This is a genomic window from Bacteroidota bacterium (assembly GCA_013360915.1).
Taxonomy (GTDB): Bacteria; Bacteroidota; JABWAT01; order JABWAT01; family JABWAT01; genus JABWAT01.
Window position 1 is genome coordinate 403,530 of record JABWAT010000001.1, and the last position, 18,059, is coordinate 421,588.

General features: G+C 49.1%; 14 protein-coding genes and 1 tRNA gene. 1 reads left to right on the plus strand and 14 read right to left on the minus strand.

Translation table 11 applies throughout. The features are described 5' to 3' along the window. Positions 1-43: 43 nt before the first annotated feature. The 14 genes from HUU10_01790 to HUU10_01855 all read right to left on the minus strand — a co-directional run bounded on the left by HUU10_01790 (position 44) and on the right by HUU10_01855 (position 16,451). Positions 44-117, minus strand: a tRNA-Arg gene (locus HUU10_01790). A 2-nt stretch (positions 118-119) separates the two neighbouring features. Then, positions 120-704 (minus strand): nicotinate (nicotinamide) nucleotide adenylyltransferase, encoded by a 585-nt coding sequence (gene nadD, locus HUU10_01795; GenBank protein NUQ80317.1) that lies wholly within the window; start codon positions 702-704, stop codon positions 120-122. Next, positions 701-1,501: an outer membrane protein assembly factor BamD gene (gene bamD, locus HUU10_01800; GenBank protein NUQ80318.1), complete on the minus strand. Its 801-nt coding sequence runs from the start codon at positions 1,499-1,501 to the stop codon at positions 701-703. Before bamD ends, nadD begins: the two co-directional genes overlap by 4 nt. Before the next feature lie 61 nt (positions 1,502-1,562). Beyond that, positions 1,563-1,943, minus strand: a complete 381-nt coding sequence (locus tag HUU10_01805) for a hypothetical protein (protein ID NUQ80319.1) — start codon at positions 1,941-1,943, stop codon at positions 1,563-1,565. Then, a complete protein-coding gene (locus tag HUU10_01810) occupies positions 1,940-3,199 on the minus strand; it encodes a Glu/Leu/Phe/Val dehydrogenase (GenBank protein ID NUQ80320.1) in 1,260 nt (419 codons plus the stop codon). Before HUU10_01810 ends, HUU10_01805 begins: the two co-directional genes overlap by 4 nt. A gap of 193 nt (positions 3,200-3,392) precedes the next feature. Beyond that, positions 3,393-4,649, minus strand: coding sequence for a Glu/Leu/Phe/Val dehydrogenase (locus HUU10_01815; protein NUQ80321.1), 1,257 nt, complete (start codon positions 4,647-4,649; stop codon positions 3,393-3,395). Positions 4,650-4,953: 304 nt separating this feature from the next. Continuing rightward, complete coding sequence (locus HUU10_01820) at positions 4,954-5,976, minus strand: aldo/keto reductase (protein ID NUQ80322.1); 1,023 nt, start codon at positions 5,974-5,976, stop codon at positions 4,954-4,956. 2 nt (positions 5,977-5,978) lie between these two features. Continuing rightward, entirely contained in the window at positions 5,979-6,653 is a 675-nt protein-coding gene (locus HUU10_01825; protein NUQ80323.1) for an SDR family NAD(P)-dependent oxidoreductase, read from the minus strand. An 8-nt stretch (positions 6,654-6,661) separates the two neighbouring features. After that, complete coding sequence (gene fbp, locus HUU10_01830; GenBank protein ID NUQ80324.1) at positions 6,662-7,690, minus strand: class 1 fructose-bisphosphatase; 1,029 nt, start codon at positions 7,688-7,690, stop codon at positions 6,662-6,664. Between the two features lie 155 nt (positions 7,691-7,845). Beyond that, positions 7,846-9,633 carry an ABC transporter ATP-binding protein gene (locus HUU10_01835; GenBank protein ID NUQ80325.1) on the minus strand — a complete coding sequence of 596 codons (1,788 nt, stop codon included), beginning with the start codon at positions 9,631-9,633 and terminating at the stop codon, positions 7,846-7,848. After that, a complete protein-coding gene (locus HUU10_01840) occupies positions 9,630-10,556 on the minus strand; it encodes a ribonuclease Z (GenBank protein ID NUQ80326.1) in 927 nt (308 codons plus the stop codon). The genes HUU10_01835 and HUU10_01840 overlap by 4 nt, the downstream gene beginning before the upstream one ends. Further along, the gene (locus HUU10_01845) at positions 10,556-12,319 is read right to left on the minus strand and encodes an ABC transporter ATP-binding protein (protein ID NUQ80327.1); all 1,764 of its coding nucleotides are present in this window, start codon (positions 12,317-12,319) and stop codon (positions 10,556-10,558) included. Before HUU10_01845 ends, HUU10_01840 begins: the two co-directional genes overlap by 1 nt. An 8-nt stretch (positions 12,320-12,327) precedes the next feature. Beyond that, on the minus strand, positions 12,328-13,638 hold the full coding sequence (locus tag HUU10_01850) for a tetratricopeptide repeat protein (protein ID NUQ80328.1): 1,311 nt from the start codon (positions 13,636-13,638) through the stop codon (positions 12,328-12,330). Between the two features lie 5 nt (positions 13,639-13,643). Next, a complete protein-coding gene (locus tag HUU10_01855) occupies positions 13,644-16,451 on the minus strand; it encodes a hypothetical protein (GenBank protein ID NUQ80329.1) in 2,808 nt (935 codons plus the stop codon). A 97-nt stretch (positions 16,452-16,548) separates the two neighbouring features. Here HUU10_01855 and HUU10_01860 point away from each other — a divergent pair, with 97 nt between their 5' ends. Further along, positions 16,549-18,057, plus strand: coding sequence for a fibronectin/fibrinogen-binding protein (locus HUU10_01860; GenBank protein ID NUQ80330.1), 1,509 nt, complete (start codon positions 16,549-16,551; stop codon positions 18,055-18,057). Positions 18,058-18,059 lie beyond the last annotated feature (2 nt).

Genomic DNA, 18,059 nt, shown 5'->3' on the forward strand with positions numbered 1-18,059 from the left:
AGAGGACCCGGACCGGGTTGACCGGTTATTCGTTAAAAAGAAGTACCCTCGAGAGGATTCGAACCTCCGGCCAAAAGTTTAGGAAACTTCTGCTCTGTCCATCTGAGCTACGAGGGCGTTTAGTGGTAATACTGCCGTTCAAAAATACGGGATTTCACGGGGTCAGACAAAAGGAAATCCACCGGTTCTCCCTCTCTGATCCTTCTTCGGATGTCGGTGCTGCTGATATCGAGCAACGGGGCCGAACTAAAGCGGATATGTCCGGACCAGGGTTGTAAAAAACCGGGCAAAACCAGATCTGAATAATCCTTTCTGAAAACAATCAAACGGGATTGTTCTATCAACTGCTGCCAGGATTTCCAGGTCGACAAAGAGGCCAGATTATCGGAACCCATCATCAGAACCGGTGCTTCGATCGGATACACCGATTTCAGAATGGCGATGGTGTCGATCATGTAAGATGGCCCCTGACGATCCGTTTCGATGGTGGATATGAAAAAACGGGGCTCGTGAGCGATTGCCAGACCCAGAAGTTCCAGACGAATCGCTGCCGGGGATACACTCTGATTCAGTTTATTCGGGGGTTGCCCGGATGGAAGAAATCCGATTGAATCCAGTTGGAATTCCTCAAGAATATGGGAAGCTACCCTGAGGTGAGCCAGGTGAACAGGGTCAAAGGTTCCGCAAAACCAGGCTGTATTCACTGATCCTTGGCTGCAGCCTCAGCTGCTTCTCTGGCTTCTTCTGCTTCCTTTGCCTTCAGTTCCTCTGCACGTTTCAGAAAGGTATCCAGTGTTGCAAGATTGGCCGACTCGGGATACCGGGTGCGGAAACGTTCCACTTCCTGGTTGAATTCATCCCATCGTCTGCGCTCGAGAAGTGCTTCACATTTTCCCAATGCAGCCTGTTCGGCGAACGGAGAGTCATAATAACGATCCATGACGTACTGAAAATAGACAGTGGCTGATTTATAGTACTCCATTTTCATGTACGTTTTGGCATTCATGTACTCTTTTTCGGCGAGTTTCAGCCTGAGTTCACCAATTTTCTCAACCGCATCGCGAACGTTCGCATGTTTGGGGTAGTAATCAATAAAAGTCTGGAAATCGCTGATAGACTGAAGTGCATACGTCTGGTCCAATGCAGGACGCGGACTCATTTTGTAATAGCAGACGGCTTTGTAGTAGGAAGCATCGGGGACCAATTCGCTGCCCGGAGTGGTTCTGATCATGATATCAAACTGATCAGCTGCATTCAGATATTGCTCGAGCTTATAGTAGCACATCGCCAGGTAAAATTTGCTCTGATCATCGAATTCTCCACCAGCTGCCAGGTAGCTCAGATTTTTGAATTCACGGATGGCATCGGTGTATTCCTCGGCTTTATAGAAACCGACTGCCTTTTCAAACAATTCTTCCGGACTCAGTTGCCGGGTGGCATCATCCGAGCAGGAAATGAAAAAAATGAGGGGAATGGTAAAAAGAAGACTACGCTTTTTCATGTTTTTTTCGATTAGGACCCGCAAAGATACCTTCCGGTTCCACCGGATGCCAACCAGGGAATTAAAAGCGGATGGTAAAAAAGGCAATCATGGTACCAGTGACCACCAGGGCAAGGGCCCAGGGGATCCAGGTTTTTTCCTCATCTGAGGAATGAAGGATCTTCTCTGTTCCCTCCCGGTCTGAGCGGATCAGCTGACGGGATCCATCGGCGATTCGGATCCGGATGGAAGGAAAATTTGATTCAGGGGTAACAACCAGGACATGTTCAGCCGACAGGACTTTCAACTCATCGCTGGTCAGGGACCTGATCTGATCAGGCATCAGGTAAAGTGTGTCGGCCAGAAACGACTCCGGCGGAATTCCTTCCGCCGGATAAGAGAACAAGAACAGCAGACCAAGGAAAAAGATACGGAGACCAGATTTTTTCTCCCGTCTTTTCATCCGTAAATACCACGGATTTTTAAAGCCGTTGCCACCTTGCTGATTGCAAGAATGTAAGCACCGATGCGCAGGCTTTGGTTATGGGTGGTTGCCGTATCATATACATCATTGAAAGCAGCACGCATGGCACGGTCGAGACGGCGGTTCACTCTTTCAAGTGACCAGAAATAGCCCTGTTTATTCTGTACCCATTCAAAATAGGAAACAGTTACCCCACCCGCATTGGCAAGGATATCGGGTATCACCATGATTCCCTTGCTGTTCAGAATCGGGTCGGCTGCTGCCGTTGTCGGGCCATTGGCGCCTTCTGAAATGATCTTTGCACGGATTTTATCCGCATTTTTCTCGGTGATCTGATCTTCCTTGGCCGCGGGAACCAGAACGTCGACTTCGAGGGTCAGCAGTTCCTCATTGGTGATCGGTTCACCACCGGTCCAGCCATGAAGCGTTCCTTTATTCTTCTCGGAATAACGCATGGCATCGTAGACATCGATTCCCTTTTTGTTAAAGTACGCTCCGGATACATCTGAAATGGCAATGACTTTACAGCCCTGGTCATACAGCAACTTGGCGCTGATGGAACCGACATTTCCAAATCCCTGAACGGCCACGGTTGAATGGTTCGGATCGAGATTCAACCGCTCCATGGCTGCGAGCGTTACATCCATCACGCCGCGTCCGGTGGCTTCTTTGCGTCCCAGAGATCCGCCGAGAATAATGGGTTTTCCGGTTACCACACCCGACACCGTCTGGTGTTTATGCATAGAATAAGTATCGACAATCCATGCCATAACCTGTTCGTTGGTTCCCATATCAGGGGCCGGAATATCGCTATCCGGTCCAAAAATATTGATCAGGTTTGCGGTATACCGTCTTGTGATCTTTTCAAGCTCGGTCTGGGTCAGCTCGCGGGGATTACAGATGATACCGCCTTTTGCTCCACCAAAGGGAACATTGACCACGGCACATTTCCAGGTCATCCAGGCGGCGAGTGCTTTTACTTCGTCAAGTGAAACGTCGGGAGCATATCGGATTCCTCCCTTTCCCGGTCCCATGACATCATTGTGAATGACACGATAACCTTCAAACACTTTAATGGTACCATCGTCCATCTGAATGGGGATCGAGACGATGTGCTGACGCATGGGGGTTTTGAGAAATTCACGGATTCCCGGTTCGAGGCCAAGAATATCGGAGGCCACTTCAAAGCGGGCAAGCATATCCTGAAAGGGATTATGCGGAGTGGGAGCAGTCATAGGAAACCTTCATGATAGTTAGTGAACAGAGGTGGCCTTACTGGTCAGTGAAAGGCCATTTTCTGACTTGTGAAGATAGTAATTCGGGTTCATTTATCAACATCCGGCCAAACAGCGCACCCATTTCCAATCAAACTCTCATTAAATAAAAAAGGGCCGGAAAACCGGCCCTTTTAATGGAATCCAAGATTACTCAGGGAAAAACGCCACGTAGTTTAACCGCTTCAGCCACGCGCGCAATGGACAGCGCATATGCTCCGTTCCGGTTATGAACCCGATGTTTTTCTGCAGTGGCAATAACAGCATCGAAACTGTCGTCCATGATTTCCTTCAGGTACTTAAGGATATCAGGGGTTTTCCAGAAGAAACTGTAATTATCCTGTACCCACTCAAAATAGGATACGGTCACCCCACCTGCATTTGACAATATATCCGGAATGACAAAAATCCCTTTATCAAACAAAACAGGGTCAGCATCAGGTGTGACTGGGCCATTCGCGGCTTCCGCGATTATACGAGAACGGATTAAGGAAGCATTTTCTTCTGTTATCACGTTTTCCAGGGCGGCGGGAATAAGGATGTCGACTGCCAATTCTAACAGCTCCTCGTTCGATATTTTTTCGGATCCCTTATAACCAATGACGCTTCCTGTTAGTTCTTTATGAATGGAAACATCGGTGGGATTTAAACCGCGTGTATTGAGAATCCCTCCCTTTGAATCGCTGACAGCAATGACTTTGGCACCCAGTTCATACATAAGACGTGCGGCAATCGCACCGGCATTACCGAAGCCTTGAACAGCAACTGTGGCTCCTTCCAGATTAAGACCAAGCTTTTTTGCAGCTTTCATAATCGTATAAACACATCCCTGTGCGGTTGCTTCATTACGGCCCTGCGATCCACCCAACGGGATTGGTTTGCCAGTTACGACGCCCAGAGAGGAATGACCTTTAATCATTGAAAAGGTATCCATGATCCAGGCCATGGTTTGTGAGTTTGTGTAAACATCGGGTGCAGGAATATCACGGTCAGGTCCGATGATAACGGCTATCTCGCTGGTGTAACGACGGGTTACCCGTTCCAATTCAGTCTGGGAGCATTTCTTCGGATCGATAATCACACCGCCTTTTGCACCGCCAAAAGGAATTCCAACCACTGCGCATTTCCATGTCATCCAGGAGGCTAGTGCCTTTACTTCATCAAGAGTGACCGATGGGTGGAACCGGATTCCGCCTTTTCCGGGTCCGCGGGCCGTGCTGTGCTGAACCCGGTAGCCGGTCACAGAAATCACCTTTCCATTATCGAGTCTGACCGGAAAATTCACGGTTAATTCGCGTTCAGGCAACCGGATGTGGTTCCGGTAATTGTCATCAAGATTGATCAGATCAGCCGCCTGGTCAAAGTTCCGCAGAGCACTTTCAAACGGGTTTATCACGGTACGGGTTTCCATAGTCTTTCCTTTCGGCAGGTTAAATTAATACGGCGTAAACGTACCAAAAAACCCACACCCTGACAACAGACCCAGAACCCGAAAATCATCTCTAATTATCTTTTAATGACATTTTCTTGACTTTACTTTTTTAATAAAAACATTAAGCATTTACAATATGATGGGGGGGGTTTATTCACAATGCAATCAAATCACCCCGGACCAGATAGTCCGGGATTAATTTGTAAGGTGAAAGAAAGGAAAATTGGTGTATAAAGTGGTTTCGGTCGCAGAAAAAATTTGGTATGAACGACCGGTATTGCGGTCAGTCGCGGATGATGGATGACCAGGTACCACCCGTCATCACGTCCTTTACACCCTCACCCGACAGAAAATCATGAGGAAAACCGAGGGGAATCTGACTGACCTGATTCAGAGCAGTCATGTCCTCATCATCCAGAGAAACCGACAGGCAACCCAATGCATCTGAAAGCTGGTCAGGGCGACGGGCCCCCACGATGGGAATGGATTTTTTCACTTGTTGTCTGATCCAGGCCAGCGCAACCTGAGCCGGGGTTACGTTCCATTTTTCAGCCACGGAAAGCACCTGTCTTGCAATGGTCTGATTCCGTTCATTCAGCCGTTCGCTGGTTGGTGCGAGACGACCCGGCTTTTCCTCACCCTTAAGGTATTTTCCAGTTAAGGCACCACCGGCCAACGGGGCCCAGGGTGTCAGGGTCATTCCGAAGCCAGCGGCCATCGGGATGAGCTCTCTTTCGGGTGTTCTCTGTATCAGGCTGTACTCGACCTGAAGCGCCGCAAAGGAAGTCCAGCCCTTTAATTCTGCCAGCACATTTGACCTGGCCACCACCCAGGCGGGTGTATCAGAAATACCCAGATAATGGACTTTCCCTGACCGGATCAGATCATCCAGAGCTCGCATGATTTCCTGTTCAGGGGTTGTTGAATCCCAGGCGTGGACCCACAACAGATCAATAAAGTCGGTTTTCAGTCGTTTCAGACTTCCCTCGACCGACCGGATCAGGTTTTTTCGGTGGTTTCCCGAGAAATTCGGATCGCCTTTGCGGTCATAGAGTGTGTATTTGGTCGCCAGGACAAAATGATCACGGTCGGATGCGATAAAATCGCCCACCAATCGTTCACTGGTTCCTTCTGTATATCGGTTGGCCGTATCAATAAAATTTCCACCCGCCTGTGCATAGACTTCAAAAATGGACCGGCTGGTGATTTCATCGGCCCCCCAACCCCACTCGGTCCCGAAAGTCATGGTACCCAGCGCAAGTTCTGAAACCCGGCAACCGGTTTTTCCTAATAACTGATATTTCATTGTTACCACTCTATTGGTTTTCTATCGCGGAAAAATCCGCCGGTGGGGGGATTTTCCATGGTTGCCAGCCAGATGGCCGTATCAGCACCGGTTTCCACAGACCGGTGAGCCCCTGCTCCTCCCATGTCGGTTTTTACCCAACCCGGGCACATGGAATTGATACTGATGCCATCGCCTGCAAGTTCTCTTGAAAGGATTTTAGTCATCCCGTTCAAGGCCAGTTTGGATAACCGGTAAGCCATGTGTCCTGTTCCCATTCCGTGAAGTGCTCCCATTCCACTTGACAGATTCACCACACGCGGATCGTCAGACTGGCAAAGCAGCCGGTGGAAAGTCCGGATCATCATCCAGCTTCCTGAAACATTCGTGTCATGGGTATCGTTGAGGATTCCCCGTGTAATGGTAATAGAGGACGATTCATCCACCATGATGCCAGCATTGTTTATCAGGACATCCAGATGTCCGAATCGGGTTTCCACCTGTTCTGCAGCCCGCAGGATGCTTGTATCATCGGTCAGGTCCAGTTGAATCGGGATAATGGATTCGCTTTGAAATTGTCTTTCAGAAGGCTGACGCATACCGGCAAGGACTGTAAATCCGGCCAGGGCCAACCCATCGGCAATTCCTTTTCCGATTCCACGGTTCGCACCGGTTACCAGGGCAATTCTAGTTTTCATTCTGCTCCTTATCCATGGGCGGCGGCCAGATCGGCCTGCCGGATAAATTCCATGGCTTGTTCAACATCCCTGGTGGACCCGATCAAAAGGGGAACCCGCTCGTGCAATTCTTTGGGGTGAATATCCAGAATACGCTGATATCCGTTGGTGGCTTTTCCACCGGCCTGCTCAACCACCATCGCCAATGGATTGCATTCATAAAGAAGGCGCAACTTTCCATTGGGTGATTTGGCCGTGCCGGGGTAAATGTAAATTCCTCCGTAGAGCAGGTTTCTGTGAAAGTCGGCCACAAGCGATCCGATATACCTCGAAGAATAGGGACGGTTGGTCTGTTTATCGGATTGTTTCAGCCAGGTAATGTAAGCCTTTGTAGGTTCGTTAAATGAATCCCAGTTGCCTTCATTGATGGAATAGATGGCCCCCTTTGCCGGCGTCTTCATATCGGGATGGCTGAGCAGGAACTCACCGCAGGTGGGGTCATAAGTAAACCCGTGAACCCCATTGCCGGTGGTGTATACAAACATGGTGCTCGATCCGTACAACACATATCCTGCACCCATCTGCTTATAACCCGGCTGAAGAATATCGCGCATTTCGGCAACATGCCCAATGGGACTCTGGCGTTTAAAAATGGAAAAAATGGTTCCGATTGACACGTTTGCATCGATATTGGAAGAGCCATCCAACGGATCAAAAATGACGACATACTTTCCGTTTCTGGATTTCTTATCCAGCTTAATCAGATCATCTTCCTCTTCGCTTGCCATGGCACAAACTACGCCATCATGACTGAGGACCGACTTGAAAACCTCATTGGCGTAGACATCGAGCTTTTTCTGAACATCCCCGGTGGCATTCTGTTCGCTGGTCACTCCCAGAATATCCACCAGACCTGCTTTTCTGACATCGCGGGTGACAATTTTTGCCGCAAGGGCCAGATTATAAAGAATTTTAGTAAACTCTCCGGTTGCTGCCGGAAACCGGCGTTCCTGTTCAATAAAATGCCGGTCAATGGTAACAATACTCTGAAATTTCATGGTTGGTCCTTTTTTATTGCAATATACTCACATTCCCGGCTGGTTGTCAGTAGCTGCGGATCACGACAGATGGATGATAATCAATGAGATAGAGGAAGAAGCGCTTCCAACACGTTGACGGAAAGGATTTCCTGCAGAAATCAGGACCTGCCTGCTTACCGGTTCCCCGATTCCTGATCCTGGTATTGTAACTGATAGAGGCGGTGGTAAATTCCGCCAGCCGTCATAAGTTCACGGTGAGTTCCCGTTTCTTTCAGTTCACCTTTATGCATTACAAATATGCGGTTACAAATACGGACCGTGGAAAGTCTGTGTGCAATGATGATGGCGGTCCGTCCGGTCAGAATGGTTTCGGTGGCCTGCTGAATACGGTGTTCGGTATCGGTATCGACTGAACTGGTCGCTTCATCCAGGATCACCACCGGTGGATTAAACAGCAGGATCCGGATAAAACTGATAAGCTGTCTTTGTCCGGCCGACAAATTTCCTCCCCGCTCGGTCACCTGAAACTGATAACCACCAGGAAGGGCTTCAATAAAGGAATGAGCCTGCACCCGCCCGGCTGCCCGGTAAACTTCTTCTGGCAGAAAGTCATCCCGGCCCAGAGTCAGGTTTTCATATACAGTCCCCGAAAACAGAAAAACATCCTGCAGCACCACTCCGACCGAGGCGCGGAGTGATTTCAGGTCATACGCTTCAAGCGGGTGACCATCCAGATAAATCTGACCCTGCTGATAGGGATAAAACCGGTTTATCAGACTGATTATGGTTGTTTTTCCTGCACCTGTTGCACCCACAAGCGCAATTTTCTCGCCAGGTGCCACATGAAAACTGACATCTTTCAATATCCAGTCATTCTCATTATACCGGCTCCAGACATTCTGAAAACGGATATCACCTTGCCAGGAGTCCGGTTTCAGTGTCCCTGACTGGCGTTCGACATCCTCCTGACGGTCAAGCAGCTTAAAGATCCGTTCAGAGGAAGCCATGGCCCTCTGTAAAATGTCATACTTTTCACTCATATCGCGGATCGGTCTGAAAAACATTTCCACGTACTGAATGAACATAAAAAGGATTCCGAAAGTAAGGGAGCCCTGAACCACTTCTCCTCCCCCGTACCAGACAATGAGTGCAATGGCCAGCGCGGAGAGGAAGTCGATAGCCGGGTAAAAGACACTGTAATAATAAATTCCCCTGACGTGTGCATCACGGTGATCGCGGTTAATCTGGGCAAATTTACGCGCTTCCCGTTCTTCCCGGTTAAAAATCTGGACAATGCTCATTCCGGTTATATGTTCCTGCAGAAACGACATGAGCCTTGCCACATGTCCCCTGACCTCGAGATAAGATTCTCTGGCCTTCCGGCGGAAAAGAAACGAACCATAGATCATCAGCGGGAGAACGGAAAGGGTTACAAGGGACAATTTCCAATCGGTATAGAACATCAGGATCAGAATGATGATCAGCTTGAACAGATCACCAAATACAGCCACAAGGCCCGAAGAAAACAATTCATTCAGAACTTCAACATCACTGGTAACCCTTGCGATCAGTCTTCCAATCGGGTTTCGGTCAAAGAAACGAAGATTCAATGTCTGAAGAAATGAAAAAACCGTTTCACGTAACCCAAAAATGGCCTTTTGGCCCAGTAATTGAGTCAGATAAGTGAGGGCGTACTGAGCAATGACATCGAGAATCAATAAAAGCAGAATCAGTGAACCAATCAGGTGCAGGCCTTCCCAGTCTGCTGTTGCAATGTGCTGATCGATGGCAATCTGAGCAAGCCATGGCCTTAGCGGCCCCAGCACACTGCCGGCAACCGAAATCAGAACACCGGCCACCACCAGTTTTTTGTACGGAGCAATAAAAACCAGGAGCCGGCGTAAAAGGGACAGGTCGAAGGATTTTCCTGATACTTCGTCATCACTGACCGGCTGGCTCATGGTTGATGCCCTCCCAGAGTCAGTTTCATGAAATCATCCCCCAACCGCGTCGTTGGAAATTCAGACCGGGCTTCGTTGAGCAGAGGAGTCAGATCCTGATACCGTGCACTGTAATGGAACAGAACCAGTTCTCCTGCAGAGGCTTCCCTTGCCACTTTTCCAGCCTCGCGGGCGGTCGAGTGACCCGTTTCTTTGGCTTTTTCGGTCAATTCATGAAGATAGGTTGCTTCATGCATCAGCAGGTCGGTTTCCCTGGCCAGATCAACCGACCGGCTGCAATACCGGGTGTCGGTGACATAGGTGAAAGATAAACCCGGCAGATCTGGGCCAATGACTTCACGCGGAGAAACCCATTCACCCTTTTTATTCAGTACCGGCTTCCCCTCTTTCAGGTCCTTAAAGCTGGGGCCCGGTATCAGTCCCAGAGCCTCGGCCTTTACCAGGTCGATATGACCGGGCCGCGTCTTTTGCTGAAATCGGTATCCGAAAGCTGGCACCCGATGGTCCAGACTGACCGTCAGAAGCTGCCAGAAAGGTGTATCCAGGATGACAACAGGTTGGTTGGTAAATTCCAGTTCTATGATGTCGATTGGAAAATCCGCAAAAAATTGCTGATGCCGCTGAGCCGTTTCCAGAATGTCGGCAATTCCCTTTGGCCCGATGACCGTCAGCTTATCGGACTTATTCGAATAATTAATGCTGCTGATCAATCCCGGAAGTCCGAAACAGTGGTCACCGTGGAGGTGAGTGATGGCAATGGTATGGATTTTTGTGGGATGAAGCTTGATTTTTTTCAGTTGAAACTGAGTTCCTTCCCCGCAATCAAACAGGATGTATTCATGGTCCAGACCCAGAACAGTGGCCGACAGATTCCGGCGGAGCAACGGTACAGCAGAACTGGTTCCTAAAATGGTTACTTCCATCAGGTTATGGCCTTCAGTTCATCTTCAAGTTTCTGTTTTTCCCAGGTGGCGGCATACAATCCGTTTGCTGCCAGAAGTTCGCTATGTGTTCCCTGTTCAACCACTTCACCGCCAGACAGGACCAGAATGTGGGTGGCATTCCGGATGGCACTGATACGATGGGAAACAATAATGGTCAGCCGTGACTCTGCATGTTCCTTCAGCCTGTTCAGAATCAGGTCTTCGGTCTGCGTATCCACCGCTGAGAGGCTATCATCCAGGATTAAGACAGACGGTTTTCTCAGCAGAGCACGTGCAATGGCAGTTCTTTGCTTCTGCCCGCCAGACAGGGTAATTCCCCGCTCACCTACAAACGTATCATACCGCTGGGGAAAATCCTCAATATTTTCCCTGATGGAAGCCAGATCGGCAACCAGTCGAATTTCTTCCTCACCAGCCGATTCAACTCCGAATCCGATATTATTGGCGATGGTATCACTGAAAAGAAAAGTATCCTGAGGCACATATCCAATGTGTTTCCGAAGGACCTTGAGAGGAATTTCACGCAGTGGCCGGCCATCCATCAGAATCGTTCCACTATCAGGATCAAACAGACGCATCACCAGGTTGACCAGCGTTGATTTTCCTGATCCGGTCTCGCCGGTAACAGCAAGTACCTGTCCGGGTGTGACCGAAAAGGAGATGTCTTTCAGGACAGGCCGGTCGGGCTGATAACCAAAGGAAACGGATTTGAAAGTCAGAAACCCTTTAACTGATTGAATTTCAGGATCGGTTTGGGGTGTATCCCTCACCTCAGGAACCTCATCCAGAATTTCATTGATCCGCTTCTGACTGGCCGAAGCCTGCTGAATAATGTTAATAACCCAACCGAGTGCAATCATTGGCCAGATCAGCATTCCGACAAAAATGACAAACTGAGTCATTTCACCCAAAGTGAGTTTACCTGCGATGACCAGACTTCCGCCATACCAAACCACCAGCACGACACTCAGCCCGATCAGAAGTGACATCAGGGAGTAAAACAATGCCTGATATCGGACGAGCCGCAGATTTTTCAGCATGTAAGTCCGGTTTAACCTGGTGAAGGTCATGATTTCCCAGGCTTCTCTCACATATGCTTTAACCACCCGTATTCCGCTCAGATTTTCCTGAACCCGTGTCGTCAGGCTTGAATAGTGAGATTGTATATGGGTGTACTGGTGATGAATTGATTTTCCCATTCTGAACACCATATAGGACATGACCGGCAGCGGAAGCAGGGCGACGAGTGTCAGTTCCCAATTTACGTAAGCCATTATTGGAATGATAAACAAAAAGGTGGCCAGTGTATTCGCCGAATACATGATACCCGGGCCCAGAAAACTTCTGATTGCATTCAGATCATTGGTGTTTCGGGCCAGAATATCGCCGGTGGAACGGGTTTTATAATATCTGGTGGATAGTCGCTGGATATGCTGATACAAATCGTTCCGGATATCCTGTTCGCAATCCCGGCTGACAACAATGATGGTTTGCCTGACCATAAAGAGAAACAATCCGCGACCAGCAGCCATGAGGATGATTAACAGCCCATAACTGACCAGTTGAGCAGAAGAAAAATCCGATTTCAACCTGTCAATGGCCGAACCAATCAGCAGGGGACCAAGAACATTAAACAGATTGGTCAGTAAGACGAAAAGGAGTCCAAGCAGGAGCTTGTTTCGGTAGGTCAGTAAATAAGGAAAAAGACGGGCAAGCGGATTGGGAGTATTCAGAATATCCATCCTTCTGATTACAGGGAGGTCATCTTCTGATCTTCCTTTTCCCGGTGGGCAATCGACTTTCTGATCGAATCCCCCAATTGGCGGAACTGATCAGGACCCAGCTTATCTTTTAAGATCTCCAGGTGACGGTCGATACCTTCGACCAGCAACACCAGATTGTTCTTCTCTGCCAGTGAACGCGACAGAAGATAGTATTTCAGAGCATCGCCGAATTTACCGGTTTCGGCCTGGAAAAAGGCGATATGCGAAAGGGTGAGTGAAATCCCCTGCTGAAAGGATAGTTTCTTAAACAAGTCGAGTGATTTTTTAAACGATTCGTAGGCTGCGCCAGAATTGCCGGTTTGCTGATAGACCACACCTGAATTCAGTATGGCCATGGCTTCCAGCTCGACTTCTTCAATTTCGCGGGAAAACTGGGTTGCCTGCTTAAGAGACTCAAGGGATCTGTTGAGCCGGCCGAGGGACATCTGAATCACACCAATGGTAAGAAATGAGATGGCCAACCCTTTTTTGTCATCCAGTTCCTTCCGTATCCTCAGGGCTTCTGCAACCATATCCAACGCCTTGTCATAGCGGTTCCAGTACAGATAAATCAAAGCCATCTGATTCCGGTATTCTGCCACGGTGTAGATATTGGTTTGCCCTGACCGGATACACTGTTCGTAACATTCGAATGCTTTTTCATACTGCATGTGATCGAAATAATTACGGGCAAGTGTCTGAAGAACATTGATGTACTGATAACCACCCAGGACCGACAATTTTTGTTCGGTAAGCTGGTTTTCAAGGATCGAAATCGTATGAGTACGAACCTTTTCAGGGGTGGGAGGATGTAATTGGTGAGGAATTGCAACCGGCAGGTTAAACTGGTCCTCGAACCGGATATGCTCCCAACATGCTTTCAGCAGCGCAGGACCATCCTGGTAAAGGGCGTCATAGATATATCTGGAAACCCAAAAGACGAAGGGAAACCGTTGAATATGAAAAACGGCCACCGACCGTTCCAGAAAGGCTGCAGCTTCCTTCTCGGATGAAAACTCGCTGAAAAATGCTTCGGTATCGGTGAACTGAAGCACAAGTTTATGATCAGGATTGCGGCTGCAAATCTCTTCCAATTGCCGGTCGAGCGGTTTCTTACTCGTCAACCTGATTTCAACCGGCAGGTAACCAAAGCGCAGGACGCGTTCATTAAACAGGTCTATTGCTTTTTTCCGCTGAACCGGGCTGCTGATTTCAATCAGAACCCTGGTTCCAAGTGGCTGGGCCTTAAAAACCTGCAGTACTTTATCGGAAACCCGGTTGAACTGATAATTGAACATCAGAGTTAATTGGTGGACTTGGTGGCGTAGGGTGAGTTGTCTTTCCTGTATTTAAATCCACCGGAAACCGTCCGGAACACTTGCCGGTTAGAGGTGACGAGCGTTCCGGTATAGGAATTATAGAAATGGGAGCCAATCACCAGGTCAGAGGTAAAGACCTGCTGAGGATCCCAGCTTGCTCCGCCGGTTTTCGTATAGAGAACCATGCCATTATTTCCAGTCACAATCCCGTTGGTGGCATCCTGGAAGAATAAACTGATCAGGTTGGCATTGGTCACACTCGCCTGCCGGGTCCAGGTCAGTCCGCGGTCATAGGAGACGGCAATCAGTCCATTTCGGCCACAGATAAAACCAGTCGAATCATTCACAAAAGTCATGTCATTGATTTCATCGGTGAATCCGCTCGGAATAAACCGCCATGATTCCCCACCATCCTGAGATTTCAGCATGGTTCCGCCGGTTCCAAACGCATAGACAGTTAACTGATCAATAAACCGGATTCCATTGATGCGGGTCCTGGACGTAGAGGCAACCTTTTTCCAGGTTTTACCTCCATCAGAGGTTTTAAACACAATTCCATCATCGGTCACGGTGACCCATGTCTGGTTGTTCAGGGCCCCAACTGACTGCAACCCAGAGGTGGTTCCGGGAGACAACCCGGACCAGGTATCACCCGCATTGGTTGAAACCAGTAACATTCCCTTTTCGGCTGCACCGATCACCGTATTCCCAAATCCGCTCAACTGATTAATCTGAACTGACAGACCAGTATTGACCGGAATAAAAGTCAGCCCACCATCGGTAGACTTCATAACCGATCCGTTGTTTGTAGAAACCAGAATGGCACCGTTTTCGGTGGCACGGAAAGAGGTGTATTGAAGGTCCGAAATCAGCGGAAAGTACTTCCAGTCCTGATTGCCGGTATTGGTGTAAAACACGGCATTTCCATCTGTCAGCAGCCAACCCCGTTTCCGGCTTGTGTAGTCGGCCTGCAAGACGGTTGTGTTAGGTGTGGTGGTGACCCTTTCCCAACTGTAAGCACCATCGATGGACTCATAGATCATTCCGTTGCGTGCAACCAGGATCACATGACTGGAACTGAATGCCTCGGCATGGACCAGATCGGGTACCACGAAACCTGAATCCTGTGGATTGGGCAGTGGAACTGCATTCCAGGTAACACCAGCATCTTCTGAGAAGTAGGCCGCATTCATATCGCCGGCAACCAGAATTTTGTCTTTATTCAGAAAGGTCAGTGCATGCAGTTTCACCGGAACAGGTAAATTGGTTTTATTCCAGAATGATCCGCCATTGGTGGTCCGCAACACCGCGCCGCCATCGGTCAGGGCAAAGCCCAGATCCTGGTTCATAAATCTGATCTTTTGTATCCGTTCTGAGGTAGCAGACGCCTGAGGCATCCAGGTAAGACCTCCATCGGATGATTTGGCAATAAATCCGTTGGTTCCACCGACAAAAATGGTCCGTGAGTCGAGCATATCAATGGTGGTGAGGGTGGCATTAAACAGTCCGGATTGTTTCCAGGTTTTACCCTGGTCGGTGGTGATAAACAAACTTCCATCCATTCCGCCAACCATTCCCAATGTGGTATCGCAGAAGGAAACGGTATATAAATCATTTTTGGTCGGAGCGGACCGGTTCACCCAGGTCTGTCCGCGGTCCGAAGTAAACAGGACCATTCCCTCTGATCCGACAGCCCATCCAAGGTCTGCTGTGAAAAATTGAATGGCTCCGATGGTGGCCAGACTTTTTCCGGTCAAAAGCAGCCAGTTTACGCCGCCATCGTTGGTTTTAAGCATGGTACCGTTCCGTCCGAAGGCATAGCCAACCAGCGGGTTCATCATCTGAATCGATTCGATTGTATTCTGAGTCGGGCTGTTCTGGATGGTCCAGGTGGCACCACCATCGTTCGTAAACAGAATGGTTCCGTTAGAACCAGCAACCCACCCGGTATTCGAATCAAGGAAATGAGCAGCAAGCATATTTTCATTCACTGGAAGGGACAGTACTTCCCAGGCTGTGGCCCCCGGACGCATGGCGATGGCAAATCCATTATTTCCAAAGGCAAAGGCGGCTCCGAAAGAGGGGGTAACCAGTACCCGGACGGCCTGATCAGGAACGGGGGATTCTTCAGGTGTGAAGGAAAGACCACCATCGGTGGTGCGGGAAATCAGGCCCGCTCTGCCAGCAATCCATCCGCTGAGGGAATCGGTAAATCCAAGAGACAAAACATCGTTGTAGACATCAGTAGCAAGCAGCGTCCAGGAGTTTCCACCATCATTGGTTTTTGCAACTCCACCCTGAGGAAGAGAGATCAATGCACGGTTGTAATCAAATACTCTCACAGAGTAAACCGGACTTTGTGTCCCACTCTGGACTCTGGTCCAGCTTGCACCACCATCGGTGGTCCGGAGAATGGTACCCAGATTTCCGACTGCAAAGCCAAACTGCCGGTCCACAAAGTGAACATCAAGTAAACCTTGTGTGGTGCCCGAAGTCTGTTGTTGCCAGGTAAGTCCACCATCATTGGTTTTCAGAATGGTACCGAATCCGCCAACCAACCATCCCTCCATTTCTGATACGAACCAGGAAGAGGTGAAATGCACACCGGTCGGTCTCGGCGAGACCCATTCCCAACCCAGTCCTTCTTCAGGCGCTGAGGCAGGCAGCGCACTCATAAAAGGAAGCCGGGGAACTTCCACTTTTACGGGTCCGGAGGCGGTTCCACAACCATAGAGAACATAACCGATCACTAAGACGGGCAGAAGGCGGAGGGAGTTCAGTTTGAAAGACACAGTGTTTCTCCGGGAAATACTAAAAAATTTTAAGTATAATTGGCTAATAATACAGCTAAATTCATGCTTTTTCAAATCGGGTCCACTCTTCTGTGCTATGATTAATCACTACGTCACACTGGTAAAAATCGTTGGTGAACTCGGCAGCCACCTGCCCGGAAGCCGGTTTGTGGGGGCCATCAGTTTCAGGAAAAATGAATTTCATCTTCTTTTTTCGGGGAACCGGTCTGTCGGCGTGTACCTGTACCCTTCCCGCCCTTTTCTGTTTCTGGATGCTCATCCCGGACTCCCGGGTAAAAATGTGGCTCATTTCTTTGAAACGGCCATCGGTCAGGAAGTTCAATCGGTTTCCATCCATGAATCGGACAGACAGGTTGCCATCCACCTCAGCAATGGATTCACGCTGGTCATCCGCGTATACTCTGCCTCAAGCGGAACCGGACTTTATCAGCAAAATCAGTTAATTGAAAGCATCCGGACCGTTGAACCACTTTTATTGCCGGATGTCTGGATCAATCCTCTGGATCACCAGAATCTTTGGCCATTTCTTATCACCAGTTTCCAGAATCTGTTAAAACGATTCTCGCCAGCAATCACCGGTGAAACACCCCCTCTTTCCGATCTGAGACCTTGGGATCATTACCGGATCTATGGCCACCCCGATAAACCCGATTCCCTTTTGATTTCGCCTTTGGGAATTTCGGGGCTCAGGGAAATCCGGTTAATTACTGATGGCAGCCGTGAGCTCAGGAAGGCTGAACTGGGACGACGTCAGGCCGATGAATTCAAGAACCGGAAAGCACAGGCCATCAGGCAGGTACAGGATCGGTTAAGCCGGCTCAAACAAACCATTCTTCAGCTTTCATCTTTTCTGGAAGATGATTCAAAACATACTGCTGAAGCTCACCTGGGACATTTGCTTCAGTCCTTTCCCGATCAGGAACTCCGTGGACTTGAATCGGTCCGCATTTCTGACTGGACCACTGACCAACAGGAACCCAGGCTGATCAGACTGAATCCGACCCTAACCATCCGTGAAAATGCGGTACGGTTTTTTGACCGGTCTAAACGGATGAAGCAAACCCTGGGGGAAAAAAAACTGATTCTGAAGAAAACCATTGAGTCGGTTTATCAGATTGAACAGCTTCTTGCTCAACTGAACAATACTGAAAATGGACGGGAACTTCAGTCATTGCTCAAACAACTCCCCATGCAAACCGGTCCGACACCTTCAGGAGATGCACCGGAACCTTTTCACCGGTTTCCATCGAAATTCGGATATGAAATACTGGTCGGCAAACATGCGAAGGGCAATGATTTTCTGCTGAGCAAAGTGGCTGGTAAGAATGACATCTGGTTTCATTGCCGCGGTGATTCGGGAAGTCATGTGATTCTGCCCAACCGGCAACCCGTCTATCCGGGAAAAGCACAACTTGAGGAAGCAGCCGCGTTGGCCGCCTGGTTTTCCAGACAGCAAAAGTCGGATTGGGTTCCGGTCAGCTACACATTTGTCAAATACGTCAGAAAACCCAGACAGGCGGCACCGGGTGCCGTGATTATTGAACGGGAAGAAGTGCTGTTCGTTTCTCCCCGTGCGTCCTCCTGAGT

Excerpts from the sequence above, each read along its gene's own strand:
- bamD (NUQ80318.1), bottom strand. The coding sequence starts at position 1,501 with ATGAAAAAGCGTAGTCTTCTTTTTACCATTCCCCTCATTTTTTTCATT.
- HUU10_01805 (NUQ80319.1), bottom strand. The coding sequence starts at position 1,943 with ATGAAAAGACGGGAGAAAAAATCTGGTCTCCGTATCTTTTTCCTTGGT.
- HUU10_01810 (NUQ80320.1), bottom strand. The coding sequence starts at position 3,199 with ATGACTGCTCCCACTCCGCATAATCCCTTTCAGGATATGCTTGCCCGC.
- HUU10_01815 (NUQ80321.1), bottom strand. The coding sequence starts at position 4,649 with ATGGAAACCCGTACCGTGATAAACCCGTTTGAAAGTGCTCTGCGGAAC.
- HUU10_01820 (NUQ80322.1), bottom strand. The coding sequence starts at position 5,976 with ATGAAATATCAGTTATTAGGAAAAACCGGTTGCCGGGTTTCAGAACTT.
- HUU10_01825 (NUQ80323.1), bottom strand. The coding sequence starts at position 6,653 with ATGAAAACTAGAATTGCCCTGGTAACCGGTGCGAACCGTGGAATCGGA.
- fbp (NUQ80324.1), bottom strand. The coding sequence starts at position 7,690 with ATGAAATTTCAGAGTATTGTTACCATTGACCGGCATTTTATTGAACAG.
- HUU10_01835 (NUQ80325.1), bottom strand. The coding sequence starts at position 9,633 with ATGAGCCAGCCGGTCAGTGATGACGAAGTATCAGGAAAATCCTTCGAC.
- HUU10_01840 (NUQ80326.1), bottom strand. The coding sequence starts at position 10,556 with ATGGAAGTAACCATTTTAGGAACCAGTTCTGCTGTACCGTTGCTCCGC.
- HUU10_01845 (NUQ80327.1), bottom strand. The coding sequence starts at position 12,319 with ATGGATATTCTGAATACTCCCAATCCGCTTGCCCGTCTTTTTCCTTAT.
- HUU10_01850 (NUQ80328.1), bottom strand. The coding sequence starts at position 13,638 with ATGTTCAATTATCAGTTCAACCGGGTTTCCGATAAAGTACTGCAGGTT.
- HUU10_01860 (NUQ80330.1), top strand. The coding sequence starts at position 16,549 with ATGATTAATCACTACGTCACACTGGTAAAAATCGTTGGTGAACTCGGC.